Origin of the sequence: Georgenia sp. AZ-5, assembly GCF_043952095.1 — a bacterium.
Taxonomy (GTDB): Bacteria; Actinomycetota; Actinomycetes; order Actinomycetales; family Actinomycetaceae; genus Georgenia.
Genome location: NZ_JBINOU010000001.1, coordinates 1,550,467 through 1,574,645 on the forward strand (window position 1 = coordinate 1,550,467; position 24,179 = coordinate 1,574,645).

A 24,179-nucleotide genomic window follows, 5' to 3' on the forward strand; every position below is an offset into this window, starting at 1 on the left:
CCAGCATGCGCTGGCACGCGGGGCGATCCTTGCCGCTGCACGCACTGAAGTCGTCATCCGCATACTCCTCGCCCTCGGTCCAACCGAAGCTCTTCGCGAGGGCGCGGCAGTCTTCGGGCTAGCGAGTGACCTCCGCTCCGTCGCGTTCACCGTTGGGAGACGCGCGTTGAGATGGCCGCCGACGTCGTCGTCGCCATAACGGGGCGTGCATCAGCGATTCCGCGGCAACCCGATGAGAGCGATTCCGCGCGCAACACCACGACCAATGCTGTACAGCCGAAAAGGAAGGGCTACCGCAGCGACGGCCGCTTCCACTCCTCCTCGGCGCGCACCGCAGCAGACGCCTCCAGGTCGTCCGGCACCCGCACCATGCCCTCCTGGGCGATGGTGGCCACGTGGTCACCGGAGCGGTCGAAGACCTTGGCGATCCCGAGGCCGCGCCCGCCCTGGGCACTGGGGGAGTGCTGGACGAAGAGCAGCCAGTCGTCCACGGCTACCGGCCGGTGCCACCACATCGAGTGGTCGAGGCTCGCCACGCTCAGCCCCTTGGTGCGCCAGCTCAGCCCGTGCCGGCGCAGCACCGGCTCGAGCATGACCTGGTCGCAGGCGTAGGCCAGCAGCGCCCGGTGCTGGAGCTGGGTGACGCCGTCGGGCAGCGGGGTGCGCGCCCGCACCCAGAGCATCTGGGTGTCTGTGCGCTCCGCCGTCGGCCGCATGTAGACGCTCTGGCCCACGTGCCGGATGTCGAACGCGGCGATGGAGGACATGAACTTCGCGACCGGGTGGTCGACCGAGTCGAACAGCTCGATGGCGCTGGTCAGCGTCTCGGGGTCCGGCGCCTCCGGCGCGGTCTCCGCGTGGTCCCGGCCCGGCTGGTCCTCCTGCCACGAGCTGATCATCGACAGGATGGGCCTGCCCTGCTGCAACGCGTGGGTGCGGCGGGTGCTGAAGGACCGGCCGTCGTGCAGCCGCTCGACGGCGAAGGTGATCGGCAGGTCGAGCTTGCCCGGCCGCAGGAAATACCCGTGCACCGAGTGGAGCTGGCGGGTGCCGTCGTCGTCCACGACCAGCGTGTCCCCGGCCGCGACGATCCCCTGGGCCAGCACCTGGCCGCCGTAGATCCGCCCGTTGAGCTGGGACAGCGAGACCCCGGAGTAGTGGTCCTCCTCGAGCCGCTCGAGCCGAAGGGTCCGCAGCACCGAGGCCAGCGGCTCGGCCGCCGTGACCGGCACAGCGAGCACGTCGTCGGTCGTGGCGGCCACCGCCGGGGTCAGCATCGGGTGGTCGGGCATCGGTGCTCCTTCGTGGGCGGCGGCAGGGCGGCAGTCAGATCAGCGGCGTGCGGGTGGCGTCCGGGGTGTTCACCATGGCGCTGGCCGCCCGCACCAGGTAGTCCCACAGCAGGTGCTCCAGGTCCGGCGCGAGCTCGAGCTCGTCCAGCGCCGTGCGCATGTGCATGAGCCAGTGCTCACGGGCCTCGGGCGTGACCGCGAAGGGCATGTGCCGGCGGCGCAGCATCGGGTGGCCGCGGGTGTTTGAGTACGTGGTCGGCCCGCCCCAGTACTGCTCCAGAAACAGCCGCAGCCGCTCCTCGGCGCCGGCCCAGTCGTCGTGCGGGTACATCGGGGAGAGCACCTCGTCGGTGCGCACGCCCTCGTAGAACCGGTGCACGAGCCGCCGGAACGTCTCGTGCCCGCCCAGGGCGTCGAACAGCGCTCCGGCGTCTGAGGGGTCGGTGGTCACCGACCCATCATCGCATCGCCGCAGCCCCGGACCGGCGCCGTTCGGCCGGGCGGCCAGTTACAGCCCGAGCTCCGCGAGCACCGGCAGGCCGGCCCGCACTGCCGCCCGCGCGGACTCGGCGGACTCGGCGTCGACGGCGGCCCGCGCCAGCTCCCGGCACCGCTGCAGGTCCGTCGCCGCCAGCACGGCCGCCACGTCCGGCAGGGCCCGCGGCGTCATGGACAGGCTGGAGACGCCGAGGCCCACCAGCACGACGGCGAGCGCGGGATCCGCGGCCGCCTCGCCGCACACCCCCACCGGCCGGTCCTGCTGCGCCCCGCCGCGACAAGTTGCCGCCACGAGCTGCAGCACCGCGGGGTGCCAGGAGTCGGTGAGGTCCGCGAGCGAGCCGAGGGTGCGGTCGGCGGCCATGGCGTACTGGGTCAGGTCGTTGGTGCCGATGGAGGCGAAGTGCGCCCGGGCCAGGATCGGCCCGGCCAGCAGGGCGGCGCTGGGCACCTCCACCATCACCCCGGCCATGGGCAGGCCGTGGCGGGCGCACGCGGCGACGAAGTCCTCCGCCTCCGCCACCGTGGCGACCATGGGCGCCATGACCCACACGTCGGCCTGCTCGGCGGCCGCCGCCGCGGCGATGGCCCGGAGCTGGTGGTCGAGCACCTCCGGCGCCCGGCGGGCGGTGCGCAGCCCGCGCACGCCGAGCGCCGGGTTGGCCTCGGCGGTGTCGGTGACGAACGGCAGCGGCTTGTCGGCGCCGGCGTCAAGGGTGCGGACGACGACCTTGCGGCCGGGGAACTGGGCGAGCACGGGCCGGTAGGCGGCAACCTGCTCCTCGACGCCCGGCTCCTCGGCCCGGTCGAGGAAGCAGAACTCGGTGCGGAACAGGCCCACGCCCTGCGCGCCCGCGGCGGCGGCTGCCCGCGCGCCGGCCGGGTCGCCGACGTTCGCCAGCAGCGCGACCAGGTGGCCGTCGGCGGTGCGGCCGCGCCCGTCGAACGTGCGCACCTGCGCCGCCCGCTCGTTCGCGCGGCGCACGGCGGCCTCGTCCGGGTCCGGCGTGACGGTGCCCGCGCCGCCGTCGACCAGCACGATCCGGCCGTCCGCCAGCCCGGCGACGCCGTCGCCGGCGCCGACGACGGCGGGGATGCCCAGCGCCCGGGCAAGGATCGCGGTGTGGGAGGTGGGCCCGCCCTCCGCGGTGACGACGGCGCGCACCTGCGCGGGGTCCAGCAGCGCGGTGTCCGCCGGCGCCAGGTCGGCCGCGACAAGAACGAACGGCTCGGGCCGCCGCGGCACGCCGGGCACCGGCGCCCCGGTCAGCTCGGCGATGATCCTGTCGCGCACGTCCCCGACGTCCCGGGCCCGCTCGGCCATGTAGCCGCCCAGGGCCCGCAGCTGCTCGGCCACCCGGCCGGCGGCGTCCCACACGGCCCGCGGGGCGGTCACGCGCGCCTCGCGCACCTGCGCCGCGGCCGCCTTGAGCAGGGCGGGGTCCGTGGCCATCTGCGCCGTCGTCTCCAGCAGGTTGCGCCGCTCGCCGTCGACGGTGGCCGCCAGCCCTGTCAGGTCGGCCGCGACCGTCCGGGCGGCCTCGGCGATGCGGGCGGCCTCCGGGTCGGCGTCGGCGCCGGCGGGCAGGTGCGAGACGGCGGGCTCCCCGGCCGGGGGCGCCAGGCGCGCGACCGGCCCCGCCGCCAGCCCGGGGCTCACGCCCACACCCCGCACCACGTCCGGCGCGAGCGTGCCGGGGGTTCCCGTCCGCTCCGGTGACTGGCTCATCTGCGCTCCCGTCGACGGTGACTGTCCGGAGCCATCATGCCCGGCTGCGTCACCGCCCGCGCCGGGTCCGTGGTCCCGGGTGTGAGCCACGCCCCATTCCGGCTGGGCCGGCCGGGCCCGGCGCGGGTAGGCTCGGCTCAGGAAGCAGGCGCACGGCCGGATCCGGCCGTGCGCCCGACGTTAGCGAGCAAGGAGTGGCGATGACCAAGGCCCAAGACATCGTGGCTGCACTGGGGGGCGCGCCGAACGTCGTCGACGTCGAGCCGTGCATCACCCGGCTGCGTGTGGAGGTCCGGGACCCCGCGGTGGTCGGGGAGGCGGACCTGAAGTCCACGGGTGCCTTCGGCGTCGTCCGCTCCGGCCGTGTCGTCCAGATCGTCGTCGGCCCGGAGGCGGACGGGCTGGCCGAGGAGATCCACGAGCTGCTTTGAGCGATGCCGCCGGCAGCTCCGGCCGGCGGCCGCGACCGGGACGGACCCGCACACGGTGCGGGTCCGTTCGTCGTCCCCGGGTGCCCTGACCGGCGACCGGGTGGGCGCCCGCCGACGTGACGGGCGGAGGGTGTCGCCGCCGTCGGCGGGTGCGCGCACCGTCCGCGCGGTGGCATGGCCGGTGCGCCAGCGGGCGACGCGGGCCGACGTGCTGGCAGGATCGCCCGTGGCGACGGCGACGGGCCGCGCGGCCGCAGGACCATTCAGGAGCGAGATGACCACCACCCCAGTGCCGGCGTCGCCGGACGTACCTGGCGACGAGCTGCGCCGGCTGGCCGAGGCCTACGGCGTAGCCACCGACTTCTGGGACTTCACCGGTACCCACCGCACCGTCTCCGCCGCCACGATCAGGGCCGTGCTGGCCGCGCTGGGCGTGCGCGCCGGCACGGACGCCGAGGCGTCCGCCTCGCTGGCCGACGCCGAGCTGGCGGCGTGGCGCTCGCCGCTGCCGCCGTCGATGGTGGTCCGTGCCGGCCGCGAGAATGACGTGCCGGTGCACCTGCCGGACGGCGCCGACGTCGCCGTCCGGGTCGAGCTGGAGGACGGCGGCACCCGGCCGCTCGGCCAGAAGGACCTGTGGGTCCAGCCCCGCGAGGTCGACGGTGTGCTCACCGGGCGCGCGACGTTCGTGCTGCCCGCTGACCTGCCGCTGGGCTGGCACGAGCTGGTCGCGGAGATCGGCGGCGTGGGCGAGTCCCGCGCGCCGCTCGCCGTCACCCCCGACCGGCTCCCGGAGCCGGCCCTGGCGACCGAGCGTGGCTGGGGCTTCATGGCGCAGCTGTACTCGGTGCGCTCCGCGGGGTCCTGGGGCGTGGGCGACCTGGCGGACCTGGCCGAGCTCACGGGGTTCTTCGGCGAGCTGGGCGCGGACTTCCTGCTCATCAACCCCCTCCACGCCGCCGAGCCCACCGGGCACATGACGCCGTCGCCGTACCTGCCGGTCACGCGGCGGTTCGTCAACCCGCTGTACATCCGCCCGGAGGCGATCCCGGAGGTCGCGTACCTGCCGGGACCGCAGCGGGCGCTGGTGGAGTGGGCCGCGGAGGAGGTGCGCCCGGCCAACGCCACCAACGACCCTATCGATCGCGACGCCGCCTGGGAGGCCAAGCGGCGCGCCCTCGAGGTGGTCTTCGCGGCCGGCCGCTCCCGCTCGCGGCAGCGCTCCCTGGAGCGGTTCCGCGGCGAGGAGGGGCAGGGCCTGGAGGACTTCGCGCTGTGGTGCGCCCTCCGGGAACGCTACGAGGGTGAGCAGTGGCCCAGCGAGCTCACCGACGTGCGGTCGCCGTTCGTCGCGCGGGCGCGCCGGGAGCTGGCCGACCGCGTGGACTTCTACGTGTGGCTGCAGTGGGTGGCCGACGAGCAGCTCGCCAACGCCCAGCGGGTCGCCCGGGAGTCCGGGATGGGCCTGGGCGTCATGCACGACCTCGCCGTGGGCGTGCACCCCGACGGCGCGGACGCGTGGTCGCTGCGGGAGGTGTTCGCGCACAACATCGGTGTGGGCGCCCCGCCGGACATGTACAACCAGCAGGGCCAGAACTGGAGCCAGCCGCCGTGGCGCCCCGACGCGCTCGCGCGCACCGCCTACGCCCCGCTGCGGGAGATGGCCCGGACCGTGCTGCGGCACGCCGGAGCCGTCCGCGTCGACCACATCCTGGGCCTCTTCCGGCTGTGGTGGATCCCGAACGGCATGGGCGCCGGCGAGGGCACGTACGTGCGCTACGACCACGAGGCGATGGTCGGCGTCCTGCTCCTGGAGGCGGCACGCGCCGGCGCCGTCGTCATCGGCGAGGATCTGGGCACGGTGGAGCCGTGGGTGCGCGACTACCTCACCAGCCGCGGCGTCCTGGGCACCTCGGTGCTGTGGTTCGAGAAGGACGAGCGACAGCAGCCACTGCCCCCGGAGGCCTACCGGCACCTCGTGCTCGCGACCGTCGACACGCACGACCTGCCGCCCGCCGCCGGCTACCTCGCCGAGGAGCACGTGGACCTGCGCGAGCGGCTCGGGCTGCTCACCGAGCCGGTCGCCAAGGTGCGCCTGGAGGCGCGCACCGAGCGCGAGCGGATGGTGGCCCGTCTGCGCCAGCACGGCCTGGTGGGGGCGGATCCCACCGAGCGTGAGCTGGTGGAGGCCCTGCACGCCTACATCGTGAGGACGCCGGCGGTGCTGCTCGGCGTCTCGCTCACCGACGCGGTGGGGGAGCGGCGGGCGCAGAACCAGCCGGGCACCGACACCGAGTACCCGAACTGGAAGCTGCCCCTGGCGGACGGCGCGGAGCAGGTCGTGCTGGTCGAGGACCTGCCCGGTTCCGCGCGGCTGCTGTCGCTCGTCGCCACCGTGCGAGCGGCGCTGGGGGAGGACGACCGCCTGGCGCAGGACTGAGTCCGCGCCGGGATCTTCGAGAGAAGAGCCCACGCCTTGTCGGGGCGTGGGCTCTCTCCGTCGAGGCGGGGCTCAGCGCAGCGGCGTGCCCCGGCCGTCGTCGTCCCGCGCCTTCTCGGGGGCGGACGTGCCGGCATCCTCGCCGATGCGGCCGGCGGCGTCCCGGCGGCGGGCGGGGGCGCCGTCGGCCTCCGCGGCGCGCTTGCCGGTGCTGACGGCCGCGGCCTCCTGGGCCTCGTCGAAGACCGACGGAGCGCCGGTGCCCTCGGCGCCGTCCTCCTCACGGCCCGGCGTGCGCAGGTTCCACTTCCGGATCACGAAGCTGAACAGGAAGTAGTAGATGACCGCGTAGCCCAGGCCGATCGGGATGATCCACAGCGGGCGGGTCGCGATGCCGAAGTTGAGCAGGTAGTCGATCGCGCCGGCCGAGAAGTTGAAGCCGTGGTGAATATCGAGGGCGTTGACCAGGGCCAGGGACGTGCCGGTGAGCACCGCGTGGACGACGAAGAGCGGGTAGGCCACGTAGGCGAAGGCGTACTCCAACGGCTCGGTGATGCCGGTGAGGAAGGACGTCAGCGCGACCGAGATCATGATGCCGCCGGTGACCTTGCGGCGCTCCGGGCGGGCGTTGCGCCAGATGGCGAGCGCGGCCGCCGGCAGCGCGAACATCATGATCGGGAAGAACCCGGTCATGAAGGTGCCCGCCGTGGGATCGCCGGCCAGGAAGCGGAAGATGTCGCCCTGCGCCACCTCACCGGTCTCGGGGTTCGTGAACTCCCCGAACTGGAACCACGGCAGGTTGTTGAGCAGGTGGTGCAGGCCGAACGGGATCAGCAGCCGGTTGACCGTGCCGAAGACGAACCCGCCCAGCACGGTGTTGCCGGGGTTCGTGACCCAGTCGCCGAAGCCGCCGATGACGAAGTCGAACGCCGGGTAGACGAGTGCGAACAGCACAGCCACGACGACGGCGACGAAGGCAGTGAGGATCGGGACCAGCCGTCGCCCGCCGAAGAAGGCGAGATACGGAGGGAGCTTCGTGCGGTAGAACCGCTGCCACAGCAGCGCGGCGATGATGCCGATCGTGATGCCGCCCAGCACGCCGTAGTTGATGACTTCCTCGCCCTCGGCACCCGAGCCGAAGTACGGCGCCAGGGCGTCGAGCACCGCGGCGAAGGTGAGGTAACCGACGACGCCCGCGAGCGCCGTCGAGCCGTCGGACTTGCGTGCGAACCCGATAGCGACGCCCAGGGCGAAGATGAGCGGCAGATTGAGGAAGACCGCATTGCCTGCGTTGGCCAGCACGTCGGCGATGGGCTGGACCCAGCTCATGCCGTTCCAGCTCGCCACTCCCCGCTCGCCCAGCATGTCCGGCTGACCGAAGCGCAGCAGCAGGCCGGCGGCCGGCAGGGTGGCGATCGGCAGCATGAGCGAGCGGCCGACCCGCTGGGCCTGAGCGAACCCGGGGATGTGCCGCTTCTGGCGGGCACCGGCGGCACCCGCGGTGGTGGTGGTCATCCGTGCTCCCTGTGCGTCGGAGGGCATCCGTCCACCGGCTCGGTCGTCGAGGCGGTGCACCACCACCCGCCGCAACGGGTGGACGGGCCCAACTGCCCCGTTCCTGGACCTGTGGCGCACACTGAATCGCCCCGCCGTCACCCTGTCAAGGCACCCCGCCGCAACCCGGTGCGCGCCGCCTTGACACCGTTGCCGCGGGGCTGTGTCATCAGCATGTCCGGGCCGGCCGGCCCGGTGGGGGCGCCCGTCGGCGCGAGGCGGGCCCGGCCCGCCGGAGGAACACGGCCGCGGCCGTGAAGAAGGAGCGACACATGAGCCAGGCGGAGCAGATCCTCGCGGCGTTGGGTGGGGACGCGAACGTCCTCGACCTGGAGGCCTGCATCACCCGGCTGCGCGTGGAGGTCGAGGACCCCGCGAAGGTCGACGAGGACGCCCTCAAGGCCGCCGGCGCGTTCGGCGTCGTGCAGCAGGGCTCGGCGGTCCAGGTGGTCCTGGGGCCGCAGGCGGACACCATCGCCGAGGACATCGAGGACCTCAGGTGACGTTGCGCGTCCTCGCGCCCGTCGCCGGAACCGTCCTGGACCTCACAGAAGTCCCCGATCCCGTCTTCTCCGGGGCCATCGTCGGCCCCGGGGTCGCGGTCGACCCGGGGGACGCCGAGACGGCCGAGGCCGTGGCCCCGGTCGCCGGCACGATCATGAAGATTCACCCGCACGCCTTCGTCATCGTGACCGAGGCGGGGCGCGGCGTGCTGGTCCACCTCGGGCTGGACACCGTCCAGCTCGGCGGCGAGGGGTTCACCCTGCACGCCGCCGAGAAGGACGTCGTGGAGCAGGGTCAGGTCCTGGTCACCTGGTCGCCCGCGGCGGTGCGGGCCGGGGGACGCTCCGCCGTTACGCCGGTGATCGCGCTGGAGGGCAAGGCCGACCAGCTCACCACCACCGCCACCGCCGGGCACACCGTGAGCCCCGGGGACGAGCTCTTCGCCTGGTCCTGACGCCGCGACCCGGCGCCCCGGCGTCGCGGCTCCCTGACGGCGGCGGCGCGCTCCGACGCGCTCGCCACGCGGCCCGGCGCGCCGACCGCATACCGTGGAGGCGTGACGACGGACCTGGCGGTGCGGGAACGTGTGGGCGCGGCGCTGCGCGCCCCGGGGGCCGGGCTGCTGCTGGACCTCGACGGAACTCTCGTCGACTCCGAGCCCACCCACCGCGCCGCGTTCCACCGGTACTTCCGCCGGCGCGGCTGGCAGGTCGACGACGAGACGGTGCGCGCCTTCGCCGGGCGGCGCGGCGCCGAGGTGTTCGCGTCGCTGGAGGGCCCGTGGTCGGGGGAGGACCCGGTGCTCCTGACGCGGGAGGTCCTGGCGTGCCTCGACGTCGTCGCGGACCCGCCCGCCGCCGTGCCCGGCGCGGCCGACGCGATCGCCGGGTGGCGCGGCGCCGGGGTGCCGGTGGCCGTGGTCACCTCCGCGACGCGCGCCTGGGCGAAGACCGTGCTGGCCATGCTGGGCGTGCCCGACGGTCTCCCGCTGGTCACCGCCGAGCTCACGCCGGTGGGCAAACCCGACCCGGCGCCGTACGTGCGCGGCGCCGAGCTGCTGGGGGTGGACCCCGCGGCGTGCGTCGCCGCTGAGGACACCCCTGCCGGGCTGGCCGCCGCACTCGGTGCCGGCGTGAGCCTGGTGCTCGGTGTCACGACGTCGCAGCCGGAGGAGGCGCTTCTCCGCGCCGGGGCCCACGCCACGGTCGGGGACCTCACCCACCTGGTGCCGGCCGCGGTCTGACCGGCCACGCCCGCGTCCCTGGCCCGGGCGCGGCCGCCCGGTGCGCCACGGCAGGATGGCCGCCATGAACGCCGAGCGCACGAGCCCGGGCTCCTCCGCGCTGTACGGATGCATGGGCCTGGGCGGCGCCTGGGACTCTGAGGGCTACGGGGCCGCGGAGGTCGACGCGGCCACGGCGGCCGTCGAGGCGGCCCTTGACGCCGGGATCACCCGCTTCGACCACGCGGACATCTACGGCCGCGGCAAGGCCGAGGCGGTGTTCGGTGAGGTGCTGGCCCGCTCTGCCGGGCTGCGAGAGCGGATCACCATCCAGACGAAGTGCGGAATCCGGCTGCGGGGCACGGAGCTGCCCGGCATGTACGACCTGCGCGGGCCCACCATCACCGGCCGCGTCCAGGAGAGTCTCGAGCGGCTGCGCACCGACAGGATCGACGTCCTCCTGCTCCACCGGCCGGACCCGCTGGTCGAGCCGGCCGAGATCGCGGAGGCCGTCACGTCGCTGCACGAGCAGGGGCTGGTGCGCGAGATCGGGGTCTCGAACATGAGCGGCCAGCAGATCGCGCAGCTCCAGGCCCACCTGGACCTGCCGCTGGTCGTCGACCAGCTGGAGATGAGCCTGCACCGGCGGGACTGGCTGGAGGCGGGCGTGCTGGTCAACACCGCGGAGGCCACCGCCAACGGGTTCCCCATCGGCACGCTCGAGCACTGCCAGGCCCACGGCATCGAGCTGCAGGCCTGGGGCGCCCTGGCGCAGGGACGGTACAGCGGACGGGAGGAGACCGCCGCGGAGGTAGCGACCGCCCAGCTCGTCGCGCGCCTCGCGGAGGCGAAGGGCACGACCGCGGAGACGATCGTGCTGTGGTGGCTGCAGCGGCACCCCGCCCGCATCGCCCCGGTGGTCGGCACGACCAACGCCGACCGCATCCGCGCCTGCTCCGACGCCGTCACCCGGCAGCCCGAGCTGACGCACGAGGAGTGGTTCGAGCTCTGGATCACCGCGCGCGGAGAGCCGCTGCCGTAGGCGTCGCCCCCCAGAAATCGCCGACAGCGACTGCCCCCCGGGAGCCGCCGGCGGGTCTGCTGGTCATGACGGTCTGGGCACACCAGGCCCGGCAGCCGGTGCGGACTGTCGTGCCACAGCTGGCGTGCGGCGGCACAACGGACCTGTCGCGGCACTTGTGACGTGTCGCGACAGGTCAGTTGTGCGGCCGGGTCGTGCTCAGACGGCGACGCGGCGGTCGGCCTCCTGGGCGCGGACGGCCCGGCGGGCGGCGTCGAGGTTCTCCACCACGAGGCGCCGCAGGGCGGGCGCGGCGTCGGGGTGGGCGTCCAGCCAGTCCTCGGTGAGAGCGATGACGTCCACGCCGTGCTCCTCGGCGAGGCCGGCCAGACCCCGCGGGTAGAGCCCGATGACGATGTTCTGCGCCATCTCGTTGGTCTTCTCCGTCCACACCCGCTCGAGCGCGTCGAAGTACGGCGCGGTGAAGGGCACCAGCAGCCCGCGGTCGTGGACGTGCGCGAAGCCGCCGATGACGTTGGACTGCACCGCGTTCGGCAGCGCGTCGGAGTCGACGACGTCGGACCAGGCCCGCTGCTTGTTGTCGGCGGTGGGGATGGCCGCGCGGGCGCGCGCCGCCTGCTGGTGGCCGGTGGCGGTGGCGTCCCGGGCCAGCTCGGCGTCGATCTCCGCCGCGCCCGTGCGGCCGCCGGCGACGAGGCCCTGCAGCAGCGTCCAGCGCAGGTCGGTGTCGACCGTCAGGCCCGCCATGGGCGTGGAGCCGTCGAGCAGGCCGGCGAGGGCGTCGAGCTGCTCGGGGGTGACGGCGTGGGCGGCGACGGCGCGCACCAGCTGCAGCTGGGTGTCCGAGCCGGCGGCCGCGCCGCGCGCCAGGGACAGCAGTTTGTCCGCCACGGACGCGGCGAGCTCGCGGCGCGTCTCCGGCGCCGAGTAGGAGTCCAGCGCGGTGGCGAGCTGGCGCAGCAGCACCTGCACCACCGTGGAGTCCGTCTCGGTGGCGACGGCGCCGAGCACCAGGTCGATGTAGTCCCGCGCCGCCCACTCGCCGTCGCGGGTCATGTCCCACGCGGCGCCGAGCACCAGCGCGCGGGGCAGCGACTCCGCGAACCCGGAAAGGTGCGCCACCGCCGTGCGCAGGGACCGCTCGTCCAGGCGCACCTTGGCGTACGCCAGGTCCTCGTCGTTGACCAGGATCAGGTCCGGGCGACGCCGGCCGGCCAGCTCCGGCACCTCGGTGCGGGCGCCATCGACGTCGAGCTCCACGCGTACCACGCGCCGCAGGCCCGCGCGCGCGCCGTCGCCGACGACGTCGTAGCCGCCGATCACCAGGCGGTGCGGGCGCAGCGTGGGGTGCTCGGCCGGGGCCTCCTGGACCAGCGCGAAGGAGGCGATCGTCCCGTCCGGGCCGTCGGTGATCTCCGGGCGCAGCAGGGTCACGCCCGCCTCCTCCAGCCACACCTTCGACCACGCCGCCAGGTCGCGCCCGGACGTCGCCTCCAGCTCGGAGAGCAGGTCCGGCAGCTCGGTGTTGGAGAAGGCGTGCTTGGCGAAGTAGCGCTGCAGGCCGGCCAGGAAGGGGTCGCGCCCGACCCACGCGACGAGCTGCTTGAGCACGGAGGCGCCCTTGGCGTAGGTGATGCCGTCGAAGTTGACCTCGACGTCCTCCAGGTCGTTGATCGGCGCGACGATCGGGTGGGTGGAGGGCAGCTGGTCCTGGTTGTACGCCCAGGACTTCTCCAGCGACGAGAACGTCGTCCAGGCGCTGGTCCACCGCGTGGCCTCGGCGGTGGCGAGGTGGGAGGCGAACTCCGCGAAGGACTCGTTCAGCCACAGGTCGTTCCACCAGCGCATGGTCACCAGGTCGCCGAACCACATGTGCGCGAGCTCGTGCAGGATCGTCACGGCGCGCCGCTCGACGGTGGCCTCGGGCACCTTGGAGCGGAAGACGTAGTTCTCCAGGAACGTCACCGCCCCGGCGTTCTCCATCGCGCCGGCGTTGAACTCGGGCACGAAGAGCTGGTCGTACTTGGTGAACGGGTAGGGGCGGTCGAACGCCTCCTCGTAGAACGCGAACCCCGCCCGGGTGATGGCCATGATCTCGTCGGCGTCGAGGTGCTCGGCCAGCGAGGCGCGGCAGTACACGCCGAGCGGGATGGTCCGCCCGTCCCGGGACGTCAGCTCCCCGGTGACGCCGTGGTAGGGCCCCGCGACGATCGCCGTCAGGTACGAGGAGATCAGCTGGGTGGGGGCGAAGCTCCACGTCGCCGCGCCGTCCCCGGCGGGCTGGGGCTCGGGGGTGGCGGTGTTCGACACCACCGTCCAGTGCGCCGGGGCGGTGACGGTGAAGGTGAACGTGGCCTTGAGGTCGGGCTGCTCGAAGACGGCGAACACCCGCCGCGAGTCCGCGACCTCGAACTGCGAGTACAGGTACACCTCGTCGTCGACCGGGTCGACGAAGCGGTGCAGGCCCTCGCCCGTGTTCATGTACCGGCACGTCGCCTCGACCACGAGCTCGTTGCGGGCGGCCAGGCCGGTCAGGGCGATTCGCGAGTCCGCGAAGGCCGCCGTGTCGACCTCGGCGCCGTTGAGGACGATGCGCTCCACCGACTCGGCGATGAGGTCGATGAAGGTGCTCGCGCCCTCGGTGGCACCGAAGCGCACCGTGGTGGTCGAGCCGAACACCCGCTCGCCCCGGGTCAGGTCCAGGACGACGTCGTAGCTCTCGGTCGCGACGGTCCGGGCCCGCTCCTGGGCCTCGACACGGGTGAGGTTCTCTCCGGGCATGGGTCTCCTCCGACAGGGCGGGCGGCCGGCGGCACCACCGGCGGGGCGTGCGCTCGCACACCGCAGACGATCCTGCCACGCGGGCACCCACCGCCCCGACCGGAAACCGGTGCCGGGGAACCACCTCACCTGCCGTTTCGCGTCCCGGCGGTCCGTACCGCGAAGATGGGGCCATGAGCACCGACACCGCAGACTTCTGGTTCGACCCGATGTGCCCCTGGGCCTGGATGACGTCCCGCTGGATGGGCGAGGTCCAGCAGGTGCGCGACGTCGAGGTCCGCTGGCACGTGATGAGCCTCTCGGTCCTCAACGAAGGCCGCGACCTGCCCGAGGACTACGCCGCCCTGATGGAGCGCGCCTGGGGCCCGGTCCGCGTCGTCAACGCCGCTCGCGAGCTGCACGGCGACGACGTCGTCAAGCCGCTGTACGACGCCCTCGGCACCCGGATCCACCCCCAGGGCCGGGGCGAGGACCTCCCGGCCGTCATCGACGAGGCGCTGAGGGAGGTCGGGCTGCCCGCCGACCTCGCGCGCTACGCCGGCACCGACGAGCTCGACGAGTCGCTCCGCGCCTCGCACCGGGAGGCGATCGACCAGGTGGGGCAGGACGTCGGCACGCCCGTCGTCGCGGTCAACGGCGTGGCCTTCTTCGGCCCCGTGGTCACCCCGGCACCCAAGGGCGAGGACGCCGGAAAGCTGTGGGACGGGGCCGTGGCCGTGGCGTCCACGCCGGGGTTCTTCGAGATCAAGCGCACACGGACCTCCGGACCGGTCTTCGACTAAATGGCGTAGCGTGAACCGCCGCGGCCGCCGTCGCCGCGGCGGGTGACTCCTGCCGGCGACCGGGCGCCGCGCGAGCAGCCCGGGACGGGCGCGTGCGCCCGCGGCGGCGCGGTGGGGGACGAGCAAGGAGCAGTCATGGCCAAGGCAGGATCACGGGGCAGGCTCAGCGGCGGCGAGATCGCGGTGGTCGCGGTCAGCGTCGTGCTGGTGCTGGCCTTCGTCATCATGATGACGACGCGCCTCACCGGCGGGGAGGCCTCCGCCGAGCCGGGCGCGACCCCCACGGCACCGGCCGCCACGGCGGCCCCGTCGCCGACCGCCACGCAGGCGCCGGAGGGCGAGGACCTCTCCGACGTCGCCTTCGACTTCGCAGCCCCCAGCGGCAACATCGCCTGCGCCATCGAGACCGACCGGGCACTGTGCGGCATCGCCAGCTTCGGCTACGCCGACGACATCCCCGCCGCCGACGTCGAGCGCTGCGACGGCACCATCGGTCACTTCCTCCAGGTCACCGCCGAGGGCTCCTCGCTGGTGTGCGACACCTCCGGGCAGACCCTCAGCATCGACGCCGCCGGCCTTCCGGTGCTGGACTACGGGCAGGAGCAGAGCGCCCGGGGCTTCACCTGCGCCTCGGACGAGACCGGGATGACGTGCGCCCACGAGAAGTCGGGCTACTCGTTCTCCGTCCGCCGCGCGGCGTACGACCTGTCGTGACAGGAACCTCAGGCACCGAGGAGCCCGCCGCGCTCGGCGGGGAGCCCGGCTCCGCGCAGCTGCCCGGCCCCGCGCCCCTGTCCGGTGGCGAGCCCGCGGCCGCCTCGGCCACGGGACTGCGCGGCCCCCTGCAGCCCCGGGCGCTCGCCCTGGCCATCCTCGCGATGGCAGTGGGCAGCTTCGCGATCGGCACCACCGAGTTCGCGACCATGGGCCTCCTGCCCCGCATCGCGGACGACGTGGGTGCGACCATCCCGCAGGCCGGCTACCTCGTCTCGGCCTACGCGCTCGGCGTCGTGGTCGGGGCGCCGCTCATCGTGCTGTCGCTCCCGCGCGCTCCGCGCACCACCATGCTGCTCGGGCTCGCGGTCGCGCTCGCTGTGGGCAACGCGCTGTCCGCCCTTTCCCCCACCCTCACCACCGCGCTCGGGGCCCGGTTCCTGGCCGGGCTGCCGCACGGGGCATACTTCGGCATCACGGCCGTCGTGGCCGCTTCGATCTCCCCGCCGCAGCGCCGGGCCCGGTCGGTCGCAATGGTGATGATGGGCCTGACGGTCGCCACCATGTTCGGCGTGCCGGTCTCCACCTGGATGGGGCAGGTGCTGGGCTGGCGGTCGCTGTACTGGCTCGTCACCGTCATTGCGCTGGTCTCCCTCGTCGCCATCTGGCGCTGGGTGCCGCAGGTCCCGGCCCGCGCCGGCGCGACGGCGCGGCGCGAGCTGACCGCGCTGCGCTCGGGCCAGCTGTGGCTGGCCGTGGCCATTGGATCGATCGGATTCGGCGGGATGTTCGCCGTCTACAGCTACATCACGCCCACGATGGTGGCCGCCGGGATCGCCGAGCGGCACGTGCCGTGGGTGCTGCTGCTCTGGGGCGCCGGGATGACGCTCGGCACGGTGCTGAGCGGGCGCCTGGCCGACCGCACGATGTTCGGGGCCATCTTCACCGGGCTGGTCGGCATGGCCGTCACGCTGGCCGTGTTCTCGGTCGCGGCAACCGGCCCGGTCACGGCCGTGGCGCTCGCCCTGCTGGTGGCGGTGGCGAGCCAGTTCATCGGCCCGGCGCTGCAGACGCGGCTGCTCGACGTCTCGCGCGAGGGACCCTCGCTCGGTGCGGCCCTGAACCACAGCGCCCTCAACATCGGCAACGCCCTCGGCGCCTGGGTGGGCGGTGCCGTGCTCGCCGCGGGGTATGGCTTCCGGGCCCCCGCGTGGGCCGGTGCGCTGCTGGCGGTCGCGGGTCTGGCCGTCGCCCTCGTCTCCTACGCCCTCGAGCGGCGCACTGCCGCCCGCTCGCAGGCTTAGGACGCGGGGCGCTCCCGGTCGACGCGGCGTATCCCGGTTCACCGGCGAGCGTGCCCGACGTCGTCGAGCTCGACCACGTCACTGTGCGGGTGGAGGTGCGCAGACGGGCGGGCCCGGCACCCTCGGCGAGGAGGATGCCGGGCCGGTGGTCCGTCCGTGAGGACGCGGCACCAAGGGGCCGTAGACCTGGCCGTTGTAGAGGTGCAGCCCCTGCGCCTCCGGGTCGCCCGACGTCGACTGGTAGGACATCCGCGCGTTGGTGAGCTGGCGGACCAGGGCGTAGGGGTGGGACCACTCGATGCCACGCAGCAGACCCTCGCCGTCCGCCGGCTGGTTGATCTCCCCGGGGACCGGCTCCCCGCCGTCGATCGAGACGGTGACCGTCGAGTCCGTGGTGCCCGCCCAGACGTCGGCCGTCAGGTAGGTGCCGCCCTCGAGGTCCGCGCGGGTGATCATGCTCTGGTCACCGAGGTCACCGAGGTCACCGAGGTCACCGAGGTCAGCGGGGGCACCGCGTCCTTGTGCTCGTTCCCCCAGGTGACAGGGCGCTCGAGCCGCCAGTCATGTACAGGGTCTGGGCCCATTTCGCGGTAGTGCGGGGAGCTGACCCGGCCCCATCTGGTCGCCGTCGCGGCCGGTGGAGTGGAAGGCGTGCTGGTAGTCGGCTCCGGAGAAGTCGGATCCAGCGCGCGAACAGGCCCTAATCCGTCGAAATCCTTCCAGATCGACGGTTGGGGCCTGTTCGGCGCGTGCGGGGTCCGGCGGCTCGCTCCGGCCGCGACAACGAGGCGGATCCGTCAGGGCATGCCTGACGGATCCTCCTCGATGCCCGCGGGCGTCATGCCTGACGCCGGGCCGTCACCAGATGCGCACACGCTCCTCGGGGCGCAGGTACAGGCCGTCGCCGGGCCGGACGTCGAACGCCTCGGCGAAGGCGTCGATGTTCCGGACCACGCCGTTGCAGCGGAACTCCGCGGGGGAGTGCGGGTCGATCGTCAGCAGCCGGATGAGTTCGGCGTCGCGACCCTTTTCCCGCCAGATGCGGCCCCAGGAGATGAACACCCGCTGCAGGCCGGTCAGGCCGTCGATCACCGGGGCGTCCGCCAGACCGCCGAGCCCCTGCGCGCGCAGCGCTATGTCGTACGCCTTGATGGCGATGGACAGACCGCCGAGGTCGCCGATGTTCTCCCCGACGGTCAGCGCGCCGTTGACGTGGTGCGAGCCGTCCAGCTGTGCCGGGGTGTACACGTCGTACTGCGCGATGAGCGCCTTCGTGCGCTTCTCGAACTCGGCGCGGTCCTCCTCGGTCCACCAGTCCGTCAGGCGGCCGGTGCTGTCGTACTTCGAGCCCTGGTCGTCGAACCCGTGACCGATCTCGTGGCCGATGACCGCGCCGATTCCGCCGTAGTTCCAGGCGTCGTCGGCCGCCGGGTCGAAGAACGGCGGCTGGAGGATCGCGGCGGGGAAGACGATCTCGTTCCAGGTGGGGTTGTAGTAGGCGTTGACCATCTGCGGCGGCATGAACCACTCGTCGCGGTCCATGGGGCGGCCGAGCTTGTCGAGGTCGCGCCGCTCCTCGAAGAGGTGGGCGGCCCGGACGTTGCCGAGGAGGTCCGCGGGGTCGATCTCCAGCCGGGAGTAGTCACGCCACTTGTCGGGGTAACCGATCTTGGGGCGGAACGTGTCGAGCTTGGCCAGCGCCCGCGCCTTCGTCTCCTCGCTCATCCAGTCCAGCGCGGTGATGGACTCGCGGTAGGCGGCGATGAGGTTGTCCACGAGGCGCTGCATGGCGGCCTTGTGCTCGGGCGGGAAGTGCCGGGCGACGTAGAGCTCGCCCACGGCCTCCCCGAGCGACCCCTCGGTGAGGGCGACGCCGCGCTTCCACCGCTCGCGCAGCTCCTCGGCCCCGGTGAGGGTGCGGCCGTAGAAGTCGAAGTTCTCGTCGACGAACGCCTGCGGCAGGTAGGGGGCGCGGGCGTGGACGACGTGCCAGGTCAGCCACATCCGCAACGAGTCGGCGTCGAGATGCTCCCAGGAGCGGGCGAAGTGCTCCATGTACGAGGGCATGGCGACGATGAGCTGGTCGAACGCACCCTCGGGCACGCCCAGCGCCGTGCGCCACAGCTCCCAGTCGAAGCCGGGTGCCGCCGCGACCAGCTCCTCCCACGTCATCGGGTTGTTGATGAGGTCGGCCTCGCGGGACTTCACCCGGTCCCAGTGGCCGGCCGCGAGCGTCTTCTCCACCTGCATGACCCGCTCGGCGGCGCCCATGGCCTCGTCCTCGGTGACCAGCCCGGTGAGCGCGAGCATGGTCGCCACGTGGGCGACGTAGGCGGTGCGGATCTCGGCGAACTGCTCCTCGCGGTAGTACGACTCGTCGGGCAGCCCGAGGCCGGACTGCCAGAAGAACATGATGTACCGGTCCGGGTCGTTGAGGTCGGTGTCGACGCCGTAGCCGGCGCCGCCCGTGACGCCGGTGGGCTGGAGCGAGCCGATGGCCCGCGTGAGGGCCTCCTTGTCGAGCGCGGCCGTGAGCAGCTCCAGGTCCGCGCGCAGCGGGTTCGTGCCGAGCGCCTCGATGCGCTCGGTCGCCATGAAGGAGGCGTACAGGTCGCCGATCTTCTTGGCATTGGCCGCGTCGGCCGCGTCGCCCGCCTCGGCCGCGTCGCCCGCCTCGGCCGCATTGGCCGCGTCGCCCGCGTCGGCAGCGTCGCGGGCCGGGTCGGCGCCGGGGGCGTCCGCGCCCGCCCTCCCCGCCCGGGCGGCGGACTCCTCGATGATGGCGCGCACCCGCTCCTCGGACAGGTCGCGCAGCACCAGGAAGGAGCCGTCGCGGGCGCGGTCGGCGGGGATGACGTGCTCGCGCAGCCAGGTGCCGTTGACGTGGCGGAAGAGGTCGTCCTGCGGGCGCACCGAGGCGTCCATGGCCTCGAGGTCGCTCATGGGTCCCTGTGCGCCGGTGACATCGGTCGTCGTCATCCTCCGACCCTAGCCGGAGCCGCCCGCGCGGGGCTCGCGCACCGGCCGGGCTCCCGGCCGGCCCGCGGGCGGGCGGCGCGGGCACACCGTGGCACTTGGCACAATGACGCTCATGCGTATCCATATCGCCGCAGACCATGCGGGATTCGAGCTCAAGGCAGCGCTCTCCCGGCACCTCTCCGCTGCCGGCCACGACGTCGTGGACCACGGGGCCCAGGAGCTCGACCCCGACGACGACTACCCGCCCATGTGCCTGGCGGCGGGCGAGGCCGTCGTGGCCGACCCCGGCTCCCTGGGCATCGTCCTCGGCGGCTCCGGCAACGGCGAGCAGATCGCGGCGAACAAGGTCAAGGGCGTGCGCGCGGCGCTCGCGTGGAACGTCGAGACGGCGAAGCTGGGCCGGGCGCACAACGACGCCAACGTCGTCGCGCTCGGCGGCCGCATGCACTCCCTCGACGACGCCCTGCAGATCGTCGACGCCTTTCTCGCCGAGCCGTTCTCCGGCGACGCGCGCCACCAGCGGCGCATCGACCTTCTCGCCGCCTACGAGGAGGCGCACAAGGCCTGAGGTCGCCGGGGCCGGCCACGCGGTCCCGGCCCGGCGGCTGCCTGCGCGACGCGGGGTCAGAAGCCCCAGGTGGTGCCGGGCGCGACCGGCCAGCCGAAGGCCGCGGAGGCCGGCGCCAGCGCGCCCGGCGTCAGCTCGGTGACCCGCCCGGCCAGGGCCAGCGCGCCCAGCGACGTGCCGCCCAGGTACGCCGCGGCGAGGTCGGCGACGTCCAGCGCGAGGTCGGCCGGCCCGGTGGCCCGGGTGACCTCGGCCCCGCCGGGGCCACCGCGCAGCCGCCACCGGCCGTCGTTGCCGGGCAGGACCGCGTCGCGCACCTGGAGCACCACGTCGACGTCGCGCTGGTAGCGCCGGCGCGTCAGGGCCGCGGGCGCGTCCAGCAGGCGCAGCCAGACGTCGTCGTGCTCGACGACGCGCGCCGCCCGGTGGTCCACCAGCAGGCCGTGGAGGGGGTCGTCGGTGGGCAGGTGCCGGGCCTCGACCGATCCCATGAGGTCCAGGTCCGCCAGCGTGCCCCAGAGCGCCCGCGCGGCGGCGGCGTCGAGAGCCACGGCCTCGCGCACCTGGACCACACCCTGTGGCAGGTGCGCCTCGGACCACACGGAGCGGCGGCGGAACAGCGCGTACGCCCGCGGCGCGCCGTCACCGGCCCGCACGACGGCGATGCGCAGCGCCTCGGCGCCGCGCCGGTCCGAGGGCCGGTCCACCAGCACCCGCGCGCGCATGGCGGCGGTGTCGCGGGTGAGCCAGCCGGGCCGGTCCACCGAGGAGTGCACGGCCTGGACGAGGCCGGCGTGCCGGTCGCGGTCGGCGGTGTCCAGCTCGACGACGAGATCCTCGCTGCCGGGCACCGCCCGGAGGGTCGCGCCGCGGCCCACGGTGACGTGGAGGTGGTGGGTGGCGACGCCGTACCCGTAGCGGCCGTAGATCCCCACCTCGGCCGCGTTGAGGGCCGAGAGGACCTCGCCACGTGCGAGGGAGCGGTGGAGGTGGGCGGTGAGCATCGCGCGGGCGAGCCCGCGGCGGCGGTGCCCGGGGTGCACGCTGACCCACGTCAGCCCGGCTGTGGGCAGCCGGTCGCCGCCCGGCACAGGCATCGCGAAGGCGTAGGAGGAGTGGAAGGCGGCCAGCCGGGGCGCCCGCGGGTCCCGCTCGTCCCAGACCCCGACGGACCGGCCCGGCTCGAGCGGCCAGACCCTCGCGGCCGCGTCGGCCTCGTCGGTCTGCTCCGCGAAGGCCCACTCGTCGACGTCGATGACGGCCTGCCGGTGGACGGTGTCGTCGACCTCGGCCAGGCGGTAGCCGGTGGGGAGGGAGACCTGGGGAAGGGTGGTGACGGTGCTCACGGCGGCCAGCATGCCAGCGCGGCGGCCGCGACGACGACGAAAATTGGCGGGGCGGGACGTCTCAGGCACTCGTCCGCGGCGACGGTGCGCCGGACCCGCGTGGCGCGGCGCGTCCTACCGGCCCTGCCGTCTCCGTGCCTGGGCAACGACGCCGACCACCGCGAGCGGCACGAGCACGACCACCAGCGCCGGCAGCGGCGTCAGCGCCCACACGCACACGGCCACCGCCACGGCCTGGAGCAGCCAGCTCACCGGTTCGCGGCGCCCTGGGCGGCGGCTGCGGGCGACGGCGGCGCTCCGGGCCCGCTCGCCGGCCTCGCCCGGCTGGAGCAGCAGCGCCCTGTAGGTGCGGGCGCGGGCCAGCGCGGCCAGGGCGCCGCACAGCAGCCACGCGGCGCCCGCGACCAGCGCCACGGCCCACCCGCCCCCGGTGAGCAGGGCCACGGCGAGAGCGACGAGGGGGGTCAGGGCCGCCGTCGTGAAGGAGCCGGCGAGCACGGCGCCGGAGTCGGCCAGCCGGGCCCGGGTGGCGCCCAGGACGCCGAGACCGGCCAGCGTGGTGACGACCCAGCCGGCGACGGTCACGCCGAGCGCCGTGAGGGCCGGGGCGGTCCCCGCCGCGACAGCCGCCAGCCCGGCCGCCGCGCCAGCGGCGACGGCCGACGCCGCCGTCATCCAGCCGGCCTCGCGCAAGGCGTCGCGGCGCGCGCCGGCGACGACTGCCTTGATGTCGAGGTGCTCGTGGGGGACGGAGTCGTTGCAGTGCTCGCAGTAGTGCGGTTCGGTGGCGCGCGGCCCGGCGGCCGTGGTGTCGTTCGTCATCGTGCCTGCGATCATATGCGGGTGCACCCAGAGCGGACGGAGCTGACCGAGCTCGTGCTGGACGTCGTCGACCAGGTCCCGCCCGGGCGCGCCACCACCTACGCCCTCGTCGCCGAGGCCGTGCGGGCGCGCACCGGTCACGGGCACGCCCGGCACGTCGGGGCGGTCATGGCCACCTATGGGGCGGAGGTGCCGTGGTGGCGCGTGGTGCGCGCGGACGGGACGCTACCGCGCCCGCTGCGCGAGCGTGCGATGGCGCACTACCGGGAGGAGGGCACGCCGCTGAGCCCGTTCGTGCCCGGCCGGGTCGAGCTGCGGCACGCCCTGTGGGACGCGCCGACCTGCTGGGAGGCGCCCGCCGGGGTGAGACCGGCCGATGCCTGAGGGGCACACCGTCCACCGGCTCGCGTACGCGTTCGCCGAGCTCTTCGGCGGTCAGCGGCTCGAGGTCAGCTCTCCGCAGGGCCGGTTCGCCGACGGCGCCGCCCTGCTGGACGGCCACACGCTGGTGACGACGGAGGCGCACGGCAAGCAGCTCTTCCTCGGCTTCGCGCCCGACGGCGCCGCGCCAAACGGCGCGCAGGCGCCCCGCGACGCCGCGCCCGGCGAGGCCACCCCCGGAGAGATCACGCCCTGGGAGACCCCGCCCGACGGCCTGCGGTGGCTGCGGGTACACCTCGGCCTGTACGGCTCGTGGACGTTCGCCGGCGACAGCTCCTTCCGAGCCCCGCACGCGATCGGCGCTCCGCGGCGCCGCGTCTCGGAGGAGGAGACGGCGCTCCCGCCCCTGTCGGCCGAGTCGGCCGCCTCGCCCGGCGGCTCCGCGCCCTCGCCCGACGACGCACCGGACGACGTGCCCGCGCCCGTCGGCGCGCCGGCGGGGGAGGGGCCGTCTGGGGACCCGGGCGGGCGCCGCGCACCCGAGGCCGTGCCCGCCGGTGCGGCGGCGGAGCCCTCTCCGCCGGGGGCGGGCACCGGCCCGCTCGCCCTCCCGGCCTGGCACCCGCCCGCACCGCGCGGCGCGGTGCGGGTCCGGCTCCTCGGCGAGCACGGGGTCGCGGACCTCACCGGCCCGACGGCGTGCGAGGTGGTCACCTGGGAGGAGAAGGCGGCGGTGCACGCCCGCCTCGGGCCCGACCCGCTCCGGCGCGACGGCGACCGCGACGCCTTCGTGGAGGCGGTGCGCGCGCGGCGGCGGGCGGTCGGTGAGCTGCTCATGGACCAGTCGGTGGTCTCCGGCGTGGGCAACATCTACCGCGCGGAGGCGCTGTACCGGGCCCGGCTGCACCCGCTGCGCCTGGGCCGCGACGTCCCGGCGGCGCGGCTGAGGGCCATGTGGGACGACCTGGCCGCCCTGATGGCCGACGGCGTGGCCACCGGACGGATCGTCACCACCCGGCCGGAGCACCGCCGCGACGACGACGACCGGTGGTACGTGTACCGCCGGTCGGGGGAGGGCTGCCTCGTGTGCGGGACGCGCGTGGCGGAGACGCCCATGGCGGGGCGCCGGGTGTTCTGGTGCCCGCGCTGCCAGCGGGCGCCGCGAAGCTCCTGACCGGTCGCCGTCCCGCCGGCCACCGCCTCAGATGTAGACCGCCGGGTCGGCGTACGGGTCCGCGACGATCGCTGCCGGCGCCGGCCGCGGCCGGGCGGGCACGCCCACGGCGACCGCCCCGGCCGGGACGTCCTTGACCACGACGGCGTTGGCGCCCACCCGGGCGTCGGGGCCGATGGTCACCGGGCCCAGGACCTTGGCGCCGGCGCCGATCATCACCCGGTCGCCGACGGTGGGGTGGCGCTTCCCGCGGCTCATCGACGTGCCGCCGAGGGTGGTGCCGTGGAACATCACCACGTCGGCGCCCACCTCGGCGGTCTCGCCGATGACGACGCCCATGCCGTGGTCGATGAACAGCCGGCGGCCCAGCCGCGCACCGGGGTGGATCTCGATCCCCGTGCGCGCCCGCGCGAACTGCGAGAGCAGCCGGGCCGGCAGCTTCAGCAGGGGGCTCGCGTGCCACATCCGGTGCGCCAGCCGGTGCATCCACAGCGCGTGGACGCCGGGGTAGGCCAGCGCCACCTCCGCCAGGCTGCGCGCGGCCGGGTCGCGGCGGCGCGCAGCCTGGAGGTCCTCCAGCAGCTGCTGGCGGAGCGGCACGTGCTCGTCGGGCACG

At 74.5% G+C, this 24,179-nt stretch carries 22 protein-coding genes; 12 read left to right on the top strand and 10 right to left on the bottom strand.

The genetic code is table 11. The annotated features are described in order from the left end of the window. Positions 1 to 290: 290 nt before the first annotated feature. The 3 genes from ACF0H8_RS07410 to ptsP are packed head-to-tail and all read right to left on the bottom strand — an operon-like array spanning position 291 to position 3,519. On the bottom strand, positions 291 to 1,292 hold the full coding sequence (locus tag ACF0H8_RS07410) for an acyl-CoA thioesterase (RefSeq protein WP_395288313.1): 1,002 nt from the start codon (positions 1,290 to 1,292) through the stop codon (positions 291 to 293). 34 nt (positions 1,293 to 1,326) lie between these two features. Continuing rightward, complete coding sequence (locus ACF0H8_RS07415) at positions 1,327 to 1,743, bottom strand: globin (protein ID WP_395288314.1); 417 nt, start codon at positions 1,741 to 1,743, stop codon at positions 1,327 to 1,329. A gap of 57 nt (positions 1,744 to 1,800) precedes the next feature. Continuing rightward, entirely contained in the window at positions 1,801 to 3,519 is a 1,719-nt protein-coding gene (gene ptsP / locus ACF0H8_RS07420) for a phosphoenolpyruvate--protein phosphotransferase (RefSeq protein ID WP_395288315.1), read from the bottom strand. 194 nt (positions 3,520 to 3,713) lie between these two features. Here ptsP and ACF0H8_RS07425 point away from each other — a divergent pair, with 194 nt between their 5' ends. After that, positions 3,714 to 3,950 carry a glucose PTS transporter subunit EIIB gene (locus ACF0H8_RS07425; RefSeq protein WP_395288316.1) on the top strand — a complete coding sequence of 79 codons (237 nt, stop codon included), beginning with the start codon at positions 3,714 to 3,716 and terminating at the stop codon, positions 3,948 to 3,950. 274 nt (positions 3,951 to 4,224) lie between these two features. Then, on the top strand, positions 4,225 to 6,390 hold the full coding sequence (malQ, locus tag ACF0H8_RS07430) for a 4-alpha-glucanotransferase (RefSeq protein WP_395288317.1): 2,166 nt from the start codon (positions 4,225 to 4,227) through the stop codon (positions 6,388 to 6,390). A gap of 72 nt (positions 6,391 to 6,462) precedes the next feature. Here malQ and ACF0H8_RS07435 read toward each other — a convergent pair whose 3' ends face one another. Continuing rightward, a complete protein-coding gene (locus ACF0H8_RS07435; RefSeq protein WP_395288318.1) occupies positions 6,463 to 7,905 on the bottom strand; it encodes a PTS transporter subunit EIIC in 1,443 nt (480 codons plus the stop codon). A 200-nt stretch (positions 7,906 to 8,105) separates the two neighbouring features. On the opposite strand from ACF0H8_RS07435, the gene ACF0H8_RS07440 reads away from it, so the two are divergent. The 4 genes from ACF0H8_RS07440 to ACF0H8_RS07455 all read left to right on the top strand — a co-directional run bounded on the left by ACF0H8_RS07440 (position 8,106) and on the right by ACF0H8_RS07455 (position 10,712). Continuing rightward, positions 8,106 to 8,447 (top strand): glucose PTS transporter subunit EIIB, encoded by a 342-nt coding sequence (locus ACF0H8_RS07440; RefSeq protein ID WP_395290834.1) that lies wholly within the window; start codon positions 8,106 to 8,108, stop codon positions 8,445 to 8,447. Next, positions 8,444 to 8,902: a PTS glucose transporter subunit IIA gene (locus ACF0H8_RS07445; RefSeq protein ID WP_395288319.1), complete on the top strand. Its 459-nt coding sequence runs from the start codon at positions 8,444 to 8,446 to the stop codon at positions 8,900 to 8,902. Before ACF0H8_RS07440 ends, ACF0H8_RS07445 begins: the two co-directional genes overlap by 4 nt. Before the next feature lie 102 nt (positions 8,903 to 9,004). Further along, positions 9,005 to 9,691, top strand: a complete 687-nt coding sequence (locus tag ACF0H8_RS07450) for an HAD family hydrolase (RefSeq protein WP_395288320.1) — start codon at positions 9,005 to 9,007, stop codon at positions 9,689 to 9,691. A gap of 64 nt (positions 9,692 to 9,755) precedes the next feature. After that, positions 9,756 to 10,712, top strand: a complete 957-nt coding sequence (locus ACF0H8_RS07455; protein WP_395288321.1) for an aldo/keto reductase family oxidoreductase — start codon at positions 9,756 to 9,758, stop codon at positions 10,710 to 10,712. Between the two features lie 198 nt (positions 10,713 to 10,910). On the opposite strand, the gene pepN is transcribed toward ACF0H8_RS07455, so the two are convergent. Then, positions 10,911 to 13,493, bottom strand: a complete 2,583-nt coding sequence (pepN, locus tag ACF0H8_RS07460; protein WP_395288322.1) for an aminopeptidase N — start codon at positions 13,491 to 13,493, stop codon at positions 10,911 to 10,913. A gap of 173 nt (positions 13,494 to 13,666) precedes the next feature. Between pepN and ACF0H8_RS07465 the strand changes: the two genes are divergently transcribed. The 3 genes from ACF0H8_RS07465 (at position 13,667) to ACF0H8_RS07475 (ending at position 16,293) form a co-directional block, all read left to right on the top strand. After that, a complete protein-coding gene (locus ACF0H8_RS07465; protein WP_395288323.1) occupies positions 13,667 to 14,275 on the top strand; it encodes a DsbA family protein in 609 nt (202 codons plus the stop codon). Between the two features lie 135 nt (positions 14,276 to 14,410). Next, positions 14,411 to 14,989, top strand: coding sequence for a hypothetical protein (locus ACF0H8_RS07470; RefSeq protein WP_395288324.1), 579 nt, complete (start codon positions 14,411 to 14,413; stop codon positions 14,987 to 14,989). Beyond that, a complete protein-coding gene (locus ACF0H8_RS07475) occupies positions 14,986 to 16,293 on the top strand; it encodes an MFS transporter (RefSeq protein ID WP_395288325.1) in 1,308 nt (435 codons plus the stop codon). The genes ACF0H8_RS07470 and ACF0H8_RS07475 overlap by 4 nt, the downstream gene beginning before the upstream one ends. A 78-nt stretch (positions 16,294 to 16,371) precedes the next feature. Here ACF0H8_RS07475 and ACF0H8_RS07480 read toward each other — a convergent pair whose 3' ends face one another. Both ACF0H8_RS07480 and ACF0H8_RS07485 read right to left on the bottom strand, forming a co-directional pair. Next, positions 16,372 to 16,749 carry a hypothetical protein gene (locus tag ACF0H8_RS07480; protein WP_395288326.1) on the bottom strand — a complete coding sequence of 126 codons (378 nt, stop codon included), beginning with the start codon at positions 16,747 to 16,749 and terminating at the stop codon, positions 16,372 to 16,374. A 402-nt stretch (positions 16,750 to 17,151) separates the two neighbouring features. Next, positions 17,152 to 19,272, bottom strand: coding sequence for a M13 family metallopeptidase (locus ACF0H8_RS07485; protein ID WP_395288327.1), 2,121 nt, complete (start codon positions 19,270 to 19,272; stop codon positions 17,152 to 17,154). Positions 19,273 to 19,384: 112 nt separating this feature from the next. On the opposite strand from ACF0H8_RS07485, the gene ACF0H8_RS07490 reads away from it, so the two are divergent. Further along, positions 19,385 to 19,840 carry a ribose-5-phosphate isomerase gene (locus tag ACF0H8_RS07490; RefSeq protein ID WP_395288328.1) on the top strand — a complete coding sequence of 152 codons (456 nt, stop codon included), beginning with the start codon at positions 19,385 to 19,387 and terminating at the stop codon, positions 19,838 to 19,840. A gap of 56 nt (positions 19,841 to 19,896) precedes the next feature. On the opposite strand, the gene ACF0H8_RS07495 is transcribed toward ACF0H8_RS07490, so the two are convergent. Together ACF0H8_RS07495 and ACF0H8_RS07500 are read right to left on the bottom strand one after the other, a co-directional pair. Beyond that, a complete protein-coding gene (locus ACF0H8_RS07495) occupies positions 19,897 to 21,186 on the bottom strand; it encodes a GNAT family N-acetyltransferase (protein WP_395288329.1) in 1,290 nt (429 codons plus the stop codon). A gap of 114 nt (positions 21,187 to 21,300) precedes the next feature. Beyond that, on the bottom strand, positions 21,301 to 22,008 hold the full coding sequence (locus tag ACF0H8_RS07500) for a hypothetical protein (RefSeq protein ID WP_395288330.1): 708 nt from the start codon (positions 22,006 to 22,008) through the stop codon (positions 21,301 to 21,303). Between the two features lie 21 nt (positions 22,009 to 22,029). Here ACF0H8_RS07500 and ACF0H8_RS07505 point away from each other — a divergent pair, with 21 nt between their 5' ends. Both ACF0H8_RS07505 and ACF0H8_RS07510 read left to right on the top strand, forming a co-directional pair. After that, complete coding sequence (locus tag ACF0H8_RS07505) at positions 22,030 to 22,392, top strand: MGMT family protein (protein ID WP_395288331.1); 363 nt, start codon at positions 22,030 to 22,032, stop codon at positions 22,390 to 22,392. Further along, entirely contained in the window at positions 22,385 to 23,563 is a 1,179-nt protein-coding gene (locus ACF0H8_RS07510) for an Fpg/Nei family DNA glycosylase (RefSeq protein ID WP_395288332.1), read from the top strand. The genes ACF0H8_RS07505 and ACF0H8_RS07510 overlap by 8 nt, the downstream gene beginning before the upstream one ends. Before the next feature lie 27 nt (positions 23,564 to 23,590). On the opposite strand, the gene epsC is transcribed toward ACF0H8_RS07510, so the two are convergent. After that, entirely contained in the window at positions 23,591 to 24,178 is a 588-nt protein-coding gene (epsC, locus tag ACF0H8_RS07515; protein ID WP_395288333.1) for a serine O-acetyltransferase EpsC, read from the bottom strand. Between the last annotated feature and the right edge of the window lies 1 nt (position 24,179).